Below are 8,662 nucleotides of genomic sequence, written 5' to 3'. Positions count from 1 at the left end.
GGAGAGAACCGTTCGCCCTGAGCAGGGACCGAGCTTGTCGAGGGCCCGTCCGTCGAAGGGTTTTGTCCGAAGCGCGCATGGCCTGCGACAAGCTCAGGCCGAACGGCTGCTGGCGTCAGGCCAACGCGACATCCCTCGTGACCCCCGCGCTCYCCAGCGCCTCGCGCAGCGTCAGCAGCGCCGACACCTGCAGCTGCCGGATCCGCTCGCGCGTCACCCCGCGTTCGCTGCTCAGCTGCTGCAGCGTGCATTCATCGCCGCCATCGAGCCCGAAGCGCGCGACGATGATGTCGCGCTGGCGTGCCGGCAGTTGCGCCACGTGCGCGCGCAGCAGCTCGGCCACGCGCGGCGCATCGCGCTGCTCGGCCACTTCGTCGGCCACGTCGCGTTCGCGGAAGCCGGCGTCCGACAGCTGCTGCTCGACGTCCTCGTCGTCCATCGGCACCGGCGTGACCGGCGCCGCGTCGTGCGACATCTGCAGCCGCAGCGGCGGCCGCACGATCGGCACCTGCATCGCGAGCGCGGTCTGCAGGTGGTGGCGGATCCAGAAGCCGGCATAGGTCGAGAAGCGCAGCCCGCGCGCGGTCTCGAACTTCTGCAGCGCGACCAGCATGCCGACGTTGCCTTCCTCAATCAGGTCGAGCAGCTCCAGCCCGCGGTTCGAGAAGCCGCGCGCCATCGCGATCACGAAGCCGAGGTGGTGGCAGATCAGCGCGTCGCGCGCCTGCGCATCGCCCCGGTCGATGCCGGCCAGCAGCTCGGATTCGTGCTGCGGCAGCAGCCGCGCGAAGCGGCGCACCTCGCGCATGTAGAGCGTCATCAGCGTCGGCAGCGCGGCATCGCGGCGCGCCGACGGCTCCGGCGGCTCAGCGCGCGGTGGCGGGCTTGCGCTCATCGGCGGAGGTGAGCGCGTCGCCACCCAGGTCGCGCTCGACGATGCGCGGGTTCGAGGCGGATCGGCCGCCGTTCGGCGGCGTCGCGGCACAGGCCGCGAGCAGGCAGGGCAGCAGCAGCACCAGGCAGCGGGTGAACAGGGGTCTCATCGCGTCTCCTTCGCGTCATCGGGCAGCCGTTCCACCGCGACCAGCCGGTTCACGTGGTCGACGACCAGCCGGTTGTCCTCGCCGATCAGCAGCAGCAGCGCCTGCTCGATGCTCATCACGCCGGCATGCGCGGCGATGGCGGGGATGCGGCGTTGCAGCACTGCGGCGCTGTCGACCGGGTCGACGGTGCGGTAGGTGATGCGGTACTGCACCGGCTCCAGCAGCGACTTGATCGCGTCGCCGACGGTGCCGCTGCGCGGATCGAACTCCACCAGCGTGCCGACCTTCAACCGGTAGGCGGCCCCGGGCGGCGCACCGGCGGCCAGCACCGGCTGCGGCAGCATCGCGAGCAGCAGCAGCGCGCACACCGCGCCGAGCAGGCACCAGCGCAGCAGCGCGGTGAGTTGCGGCGAGCGCGCGAGCGGGTGGAAGCGCAGCGGAATCTTCATGGGCACTCCTGGCAGTGGCGGTTGCATTGCGCAATGGCCGTGCCACCGCGCCGAAGGCCGCGACACCGGGCAGCGCGATGCGGCGCTGTGCGGCACGCCGCGCTCGGTGCCGTCGCGCGTGCGCCGTGCCGCACATCGCTGGCCAGCCGTTTCATGGCTCGACCGCGGCTTCGACGCTGCGCTGCAGCTGCGCCACCGCATGGCGCGCCACCGCGTCGGCGAGTCCTTCGGTCTCGAGTGCGCGCGCCAGCATCGCGCCGATCACCACCGAGAGATCGGGGCGCATCTGCAGCTGTTTCTGAACCTGCACGCGGACCTTCAGCGTGGCCTGGAAAAGCTCTTCGGGGACGGGGACCCAGCGCATCGCGTCGCGCCGCGGGGCGGGGGAGGTGGAGTCGTTGCTCATGGGGTCGGGCCTCGTGTGGGGAGCTGCAGCAGTRCAAGTGCCGGGCCGGCCCGCGCTCTTGACAACCGGGCCGGCTGCCCTAAGCCCAGCAGGCGTTCCGCACGCTTCATTTGCGGATGTGACCGCACATCGAGCGGGATCTGCGTTCCGGGCAACCGGTTCGCACGACAAGAAGGAGGTGGCAGTCTTGAGAGGACTGCCTGGCAAGGTGTTGATCGCGGTGGTGTTCTTCCTGATGTACTGCGCGGGTGTCCAAGCCGTGCAGACATCGAGCCGCGCGATCGGCGTGCTGTCGCTCGCCAACGATTCGACGGTGCTGGCCGTGCGCTTCCAGGGCGTGTTCCTGGCGGTGCTGGTCGTCGCCGCGGTCAGGGCATGGCGGCAGCGCTCGCTGGATGTGTTCCGCCCGCACTACCTGTTCAACCGGGCGGGGCAGGCGATCACGCAGAGCGGTCAGACGACCTGCATCCTGTTCGCGTCCGTCGAGATGGCGGGGCAGCTTCAGTCGTCGGTATCGATGGCTGTCGTACAGGTCTGGACGTTGCTGGTCGGCTGGGTTCTGTCCCGGTTCGGCAAGCACGAGCGGATCAATGCGTCGGCGTTGGTCGCTCCGATGATCTACACCGTCTCCGCCAGCCTGCTGTTTTCGGAAGCCCCGAAGGCCAGCGGCTCGGTCTGGCACGGCATCGCGTTCATGCTGGGCAGCGGGTTGTTCACGACCTTGCTGCACTACCTGACCGATGACGTGTCGAAGAAGGATGCGGCAGCGGCAAGGGCGCTGAACGATCGTCGCGAGGCCGCTGGCCTCGCACCGGTCACGCCGCGCAAGGAGAGCAAGCTCACGCAGGCGCTGTGGCAGAACGGTCCGGCAGCGGTGCTGGCGGTTCCGCTGTGGTTCACGGCGGCGCCGGTGGTGTCGCTGGAGCGGGCAGCCGTTCCGACCTCGGCGCTGGCGGTGGCCTTGCTGCTCGGCGTGGCGGCGTTCTCGCTGCTCCAGCAACTCGCCATGCAACTCGCCTACGTCACCAGCGAAGGCACCGGACTCACCGTCGCGCGGCTCGGTTCGCTGCGCGGCTTCCAGGTGTTGTTCGGCACCTTGCTGGACGCCTGGCTGTTCCACGTGGTTCCCGGTCCGGTGCAGATCAAGGCTCTGCTGCTCGTTCCGGTGGCGATGTGGGTCGGCTGGTTGCTCACGACCACCAAGAAGAATCCCGATGAAGGCTCCGGCGTGCAGTAGCGCGTCGGCTTGAATCGGATGCGATGCGGTCGCGCCGGGTGGTCTCCATCTGGCGCGCCGCATCGCGACCCCGGAAGCGTCGGTTCGGTCTTGCAGCTCTCGCTGCTTGATCGACCGGCGCTTCTTCCTTTTGGGCGCGCCTTGCGCATGTGCTCTTGACAGTCCCTCGACCTGCCCTATACCCCGACTGCAGGCTCAAATCGGGTCGGCAAGGGAAGAGGCAGGTCCCCCTGGGACTGCGCCGCTTCCCCGGACGAGAAAGAAGGAATCATGGACGGAGCGAAAGCGCTGTTCAACGGAAACCTCCACCAGGCCTTCGTCAGCAGTGACAAGGCCCGATCGGAGCGCGGCGGAACCCAGTTCCTCGCGATTTCCGAGGACGGCGACCGGATCCAGCTCCACGAGTCGCTGAAGCGGGCCTTCCGGCCGGCTTCCGACCACCTGCTGCGCTGCGGACTGGCGCCGACGACCCAGGTCGAGTGGCACCAGAACCCGCTGAGCATGCGTCGCAACGAGCTCTACGTTCCCTGCATGTTCGACGAGGAGTTCGCTCCTCTGGACATCGAGAACGAGTCCTGGGCGACCGACTGGCAGGACGCTCTCGAAAGTGCTTCGCTGAAGTCGGCTTTCCCCGGCTTCATGGAGCGCCACGGCTTCTGGGGCTTCGCGCCCAAGACGCTCGTGTTCAATCCCGGCCAGTCGATCGTCCTTCCCGACGATTTCGGCAAGGGCTGGGTGAAGGACGCGTTCGAGACGACCGGCGGAGTCAACGTCAAGGGCCCGTTCAAGGGCGCCGATCTCCGCCGCGCCGCACAGCGTTTCGTGCGGCGCGGTCGGGTCGTTCAGGTGCAGCGGCACGTGCCTGGAGACGACTACTCCAACCAGTACTACCTCGACGACGAGGGAGTTCACTTCCTCGGCACCACGGTGCAGGTCGTCCTCAACGGGCACCACGCCGGCAACGAGTCGTCTTCGCGCGACTTCGGGCCGGTGACTCACCCGATGATGGACGTGCTTCACAAGGCGGGGCTGCGAGGCTTCGCCGGCGGTGACCTGCGTGGCAACACGACGGCACTGGTGTCGGAGTTCAATCTCCGCGTCAACGGATCCTCCGTCCCGGAGTACCTGCGGCGCAGGTTCAACTTCCCGAGCGTCTACCTCATCAGGGAGACGCCCGTGAATCCGAGCCTGTCGCCGGAGCAGGTGTTCCGTCGGCTGGAGGAGCACGGACTGGAGTTCTCTCCGGAGAAGGGCGGCATCATCGCCTACCTCTGGGGCTGGCTCGAGTCGGGTCACACCATCGGGCTTGCGAGCTTCGGTGACAACCCGAGTGCGCTGTACAGGAGGGCTGCCGAGGTTCTGATGGCCGCGTAAGCAGCCGCCAGACCCGGGCCGCACCGCTCGGACAACTTCATATCGTCTGCTCCAAGAATCGGGGGACAGTGCTTCTGCACTGTCTCCCGGTTTCCTTTTGGGACCGCGATTCCGGGAAAATCCTGAGTGAATGAAACGATTTACAAATGACTTATTGAATGTCATCATTCATTCATGCCGTCGTCACCGCCCTCAGGAGCTTCCGCTCAGCAGCGCATCGCCGCCGCCGCGCAGGAGGCCTCGCCATCGCTCGCGCGGGTCGGCCACTGGATGGCGGCGCACCCGATCCAGACGCTGTCGTGCAGCGCCGACGAGATCGCCTCGCTCACCGGCACCTCGGTCGCCGCGATCAACCGCTTCTCGGTCGCGGCCGGCTTCGAGGGCTTCGCGCACCTGAAGAGCCTGCTCGGCCGCGAGCTCGAATCGGTGGTCGATCCGGTGCGCAAGCTCGATGGCGCGCGCAGCGGCGCCACCGGCCGCGCACCCAAGGCAGGCCAGGCCGGCAGGACGAAGAGCGGTGATGCCCCCATCGACGGCGAAGCCCTCACGCAGGCTGGCAGCGTGCCGCAGATCCAGCGCGCCGCCGGTCGCCTGCTGAAGGCGCGCAACGTCTGGTTGCTGGGTCTCGGCACCAGCAGCTTCGTCGCCGGCTATGGCGCGCACGTGCTGATGCCCTACCTGCCGCAGGTCTGGGCGATCGCCGGCAGCGGCGGCACCGAGGTCGCGGCGCGCCGCCTCGCGCGCTGCAGCGACAGCGACCTGCTGATCGCGATCTCGCTGCCGCGCTATTCGATCGCCACCGTGCGCCTGGCCGAGTTCGCCCGCAAGCGCGGCGCCCACGTCATCGCGATCACCGATTCACCCACCGCCCCGCTCGCGACGATGGCCGACACGCTGCTGCTCGCGCCCGCGCAGCACGCGGTGCTGCCGAGCTCCGCGCTCGGCGCGCTGGCGGTGATGGAGGCCCTGGTCGCCGCGGTGATGCGGCTCAACCCCGACGGCCTGCGCATCGCGCGCGAGCTGTCCGAGTCGGTGCTGTCGCACCTCACCACCGACGCGCAGTTTCCCGGTCAATCCGCCCATTTCCGCAACAAGGACGAGATATGAAGCAGTACGCCGCCCCGATCGTGTCCCTGGCCTTGCGCTGCGCGTTGAGCGCCGCGGCCGCCATGCTGCCGTTCGCGGCGCACGCCGGCAAGGTGCTCGACGGCATCAAGCAGAAGGGCGTCGTCACCTGCGGCGTGCACACCGGCCGCGCCGGCTTCGCGCTGGCCGATGGCAGCGGCAAGTGGAGCGGGCTCGACGTCGACTACTGCCGGGCCCTCGCGGCCGCGGTGCTGGGCGACGCCGAGAAGGTGAAATACGTGCCGACCAGCGGCCAGACGCGCATCACCGCGCTGCAGAGCGGCGAGATCGACGTGCTGTCGCGCAACACCACCTGGACCTTCACGCGCGATGCCTCGCTCGGCCTCGCGTGGGTCGGCATCAACTTCTACGACGGCCAGGCCTTCATCGCGAAGAAGAAGCCGGGCCTCGCGAGCGTGAAGCAGCTCGGCGGCGCCACCATCTGCGTCGACGCCGGCACCACCACCGAGAAGAACCTCGCCGACTACTTCCGCGCCCACAAGCTGCCGTACAAGGCGGTCGTGTTCGACCAGGCCGAGGCGGCGCAGCAGGCCTTCGCGAGCGGCCGCTGCCAGGCCTTCACCGGTGACAGCGGCGCGCTCGCGGTGCTGAAGGCCACGCACCTGAAGAACCCCGACGACTACGTGATCCTGCCCGAGCTGGTCTCGAAGGAGCCGGTCGGGCCCGCGGTGCGGCGCGGCGACGACGAATGGTTCGCGATCGCCAAGTGGACGCTCAACGCGATGATCGAGGCCGAGGAGCTCGCGATCACGTCGGCCAACATCGACGGCCTCAAGTCCGGCAGCAGCGACCCGGCGATCCGCCGTTTCGCCGGCAGCGGCGACGACCTCGGCCGCTTCCTCGGGCTCGACAAGGAGTGGAGCTACCGCATCGTCAAGCAGGTCGGCAACTTCGGCGAGAGCTTCGAGCGCAACCTCGGCGCGCGCTCGTCCGTCAAGCTGCCGCGCGGGCGCAACGGCCTGTGGACGCAAGGCGGCCTGCTGATGTCGCCGCCGCTGCGCTGAGGTGGCCATGTCCGCTGCATTCCCACCCCTCGGACCGCTCGTGGCCGTCCCTGATGTCATCGCGGAAGTCGCCGTGGATGCGCCGCCGCGCCCGCCGCTGCGCTGGCGCGTGCTGTTGCCGCAGTTCATCGCGCTGCTCGCAGTGCTCGCCCTCGGCGGCTGGCTGGCCCACAACGCCGCGCAGAACCTCGCGGCGCGGCATGTCGCATCGGGCTTCGGCTTCCTCGACGACAGCGCCGGCTTCGCGATCTCCGAAGGCCTGATCCCGTACGACGCCGGCGACACCTATGCCCGCGCGTTCGCCGCCGGCATCGCCAACACGCTGCGCGCCGCGCTGCCGGCGGTGCTGCTGGTCAGCGTGCTCGGCTTCGCGGTCGGCATCGCGCAGCTGAGCCGCCACGCGCTGCTGCGCTGGAGCGCGATCGCGTATGTCGACCTGGTGCGCAACGTGCCGCTGCTGGTGCAGGTGCTGCTGTGGTACTTCGCGCTGACGATGCTGCTGCCGGCGCCCGAATCGCCGATGCAGTGGAGCGACCTCGTCTTCCTCAGCAAGGGCGGGCTCGCGGTCGCGGTGCCGCAGCTCGATGCGCTGATGGCCGCCGGCCTGCTGGCGCTGAGCCTGCTGCTGCCGTGGACCACCTGGCGCCTGCTCGGCCGGCGCGCCGCGGCGTGGCCTCTTGCGCCGGTGCTGATCGCCGCGCTGTGGCTGCTGCAGCCCGGCAGCTGGGACCGGCCGGTGCTCGGCAGCTTCGGCGTCACCGGCGGCGCGACGCTGAGCCCCGAGTGGCTCGCGCTGGTCGGTGCGTTGACGGTGTATGCCGGCGCCTATGGGGCCGAGATCGTGCGCGCCGGCCTGCAGGCGGTGCCGCGCGGCCAGTGGGAAGCCGCGCAGGCACTCGGCCTGACGCGCGCGCAGGCGCTGCGCCGCGTGATCGTGCCGCAGGCGCTGCGGGTGATCGTGCCGCCCTTCGCGAGCCTGGTGATGAACACGGTCAAGAACTCGTCGCTGGCGGTCGCGATCGGCTACCCCGACCTGGTCTCGGTCGCGACCACCTCGCTGAACCAGAACGGCCAGGCGATCGAGTGCATCGCGATCATCGCGAGCGTCTACCTGCTGCTGAACCTGGTGATCGCGCTCGCGATGGGCGCGGTGAATGCCGCGGTGCAAGTGAAGGAGCGTTGAGATGGGCGCTACCTTCGATCTTGATCGCCCGCCGGCACCGCAGCCCGCGCTGCAGCGGTTGCGCGCCATGTTGTTCGCCGACCTGCCGTCGTCGCTGGTGTCGAGCGCGCTGCTGCTGGCGCTCGGCTGGGCCGCGTGGCGCCTGCTGCGCTGGGGCGTGATCGACGCCGTCGTGCAGCCCGATCCCGAAGCCTGCCGTGCAGCGGCAGGCGCCTGCTGGGGTGTCGTCGCCGAGAAGGCGCGACTGGTGCTGCTGGGCCGCTTCCCGCCCGGCGAGCAGTGGCGGCCGGTGCTCGGCAGCGCGGTGCTGCTGATCGGCGTGTGCGGCGCGGCACACCCGCGGCTGTTCGGTCGCGTCGGCGTGGCGCTGCTGGCCGGTGCGCTGCTGCTGTTCGGCGTGCTGATGGCCGGCGGCGTGGCCGGGCTCGCGCCGGTCGGCAGCGACCTGTGGGGCGGGCTGCCGCTGACGCTGCTGCTGGCCGTCACCGGCTGCCTGCTGGGCGTGCCGCTAGGCATCGCGCTGGCGCTCGGCCGGCGCTCGACGCTGCCGCTGCTGCGCTGGCTGTGCGGCGCGTACATCGAGGCGGTGCGCGGCGTGCCGCTGATCACGCTGCTGTTCTTCGGCGCCTTCGTGCTGCCCTTGCTGCTGCCGCCGGCGTGGCGGCTCGATCCGATGCTGCGCATCGCGGCCTGCCTGACGCTGTTCGGCGCCGCCTACCTGGCCGAGATCTTCCGCGGCGGGCTGCAGGCGGTGCCGCGCGGCCAGCTGGAGGCGGCGCATGCGCTGGGCCTCTCGCGCTGGCAGCGGCTGCGCCACGTC

10 protein-coding genes are annotated in these 8,662 nt (G+C 69.8%); 6 read left to right on the top strand and 4 right to left on the bottom strand.

Annotation, left to right across the window (positions count from 1 at the left end):
- Positions 1–115 precede the first annotated feature (115 nt).
- From AC1D01_RS12355 to AC1D01_RS12340, 4 genes are all read right to left on the bottom strand, one after another.
- Positions 116–895: a sigma-70 family RNA polymerase sigma factor gene (locus tag AC1D01_RS12355; RefSeq protein ID WP_477866551.1), complete on the bottom strand. Its 780-nt coding sequence runs from the start codon at positions 893–895 to the stop codon at positions 116–118.
- A complete protein-coding gene (locus tag AC1D01_RS12350) occupies positions 867–1,043 on the bottom strand; it encodes a hypothetical protein (RefSeq protein ID WP_477866549.1) in 177 nt (58 codons plus the stop codon). Before AC1D01_RS12350 ends, AC1D01_RS12355 begins: the two co-directional genes overlap by 29 nt.
- On the bottom strand, positions 1,040–1,492 hold the full coding sequence (locus tag AC1D01_RS12345) for a hypothetical protein (protein WP_477866547.1): 453 nt from the start codon (positions 1,490–1,492) through the stop codon (positions 1,040–1,042). The genes AC1D01_RS12350 and AC1D01_RS12345 overlap by 4 nt, the downstream gene beginning before the upstream one ends.
- 151 nt (positions 1,493–1,643) lie before the next feature.
- Complete coding sequence (locus AC1D01_RS12340) at positions 1,644–1,898, bottom strand: hypothetical protein (RefSeq protein ID WP_477866545.1); 255 nt, start codon at positions 1,896–1,898, stop codon at positions 1,644–1,646.
- 58 nt (positions 1,899–1,956) lie between these two features.
- Here AC1D01_RS12340 and AC1D01_RS12335 point away from each other — a divergent pair, with 58 nt between their 5' ends.
- The 6 genes from AC1D01_RS12335 to AC1D01_RS12310 all read left to right on the top strand — a co-directional run.
- Positions 1,957–3,135 carry a hypothetical protein gene (locus AC1D01_RS12335; protein ID WP_477866543.1) on the top strand — a complete coding sequence of 393 codons (1,179 nt, stop codon included), beginning with the start codon at positions 1,957–1,959 and terminating at the stop codon, positions 3,133–3,135.
- A gap of 270 nt (positions 3,136–3,405) precedes the next feature.
- Entirely contained in the window at positions 3,406–4,509 is a 1,104-nt protein-coding gene (locus tag AC1D01_RS12330) for a hypothetical protein (RefSeq protein WP_477866541.1), read from the top strand.
- Between the two features lie 174 nt (positions 4,510–4,683).
- Entirely contained in the window at positions 4,684–5,616 is a 933-nt protein-coding gene (locus AC1D01_RS12325; protein WP_477866539.1) for a MurR/RpiR family transcriptional regulator, read from the top strand.
- The gene (locus tag AC1D01_RS12320; protein WP_477866537.1) at positions 5,613–6,659 is read left to right on the top strand and encodes an amino acid ABC transporter substrate-binding protein; all 1,047 of its coding nucleotides are present in this window, start codon (positions 5,613–5,615) and stop codon (positions 6,657–6,659) included. The genes AC1D01_RS12325 and AC1D01_RS12320 overlap by 4 nt, the downstream gene beginning before the upstream one ends.
- Before the next feature lie 40 nt (positions 6,660–6,699).
- Entirely contained in the window at positions 6,700–7,842 is a 1,143-nt protein-coding gene (locus AC1D01_RS12315; RefSeq protein WP_477866535.1) for an amino acid ABC transporter permease, read from the top strand.
- A 1-nt stretch (position 7,843) separates the two neighbouring features.
- Positions 7,844–8,662 (top strand): amino acid ABC transporter permease (locus AC1D01_RS12310; protein ID WP_477866533.1); only part of this gene is annotated, 819 nt, incomplete at its 3' end.

This window comes from Rhizobacter sp. P3_B12, assembly GCF_056402895.1.
The sequence above is the reverse complement of the archived record's forward strand: the minus strand, read 5'-3'. Positions and strand labels throughout refer to the sequence as shown.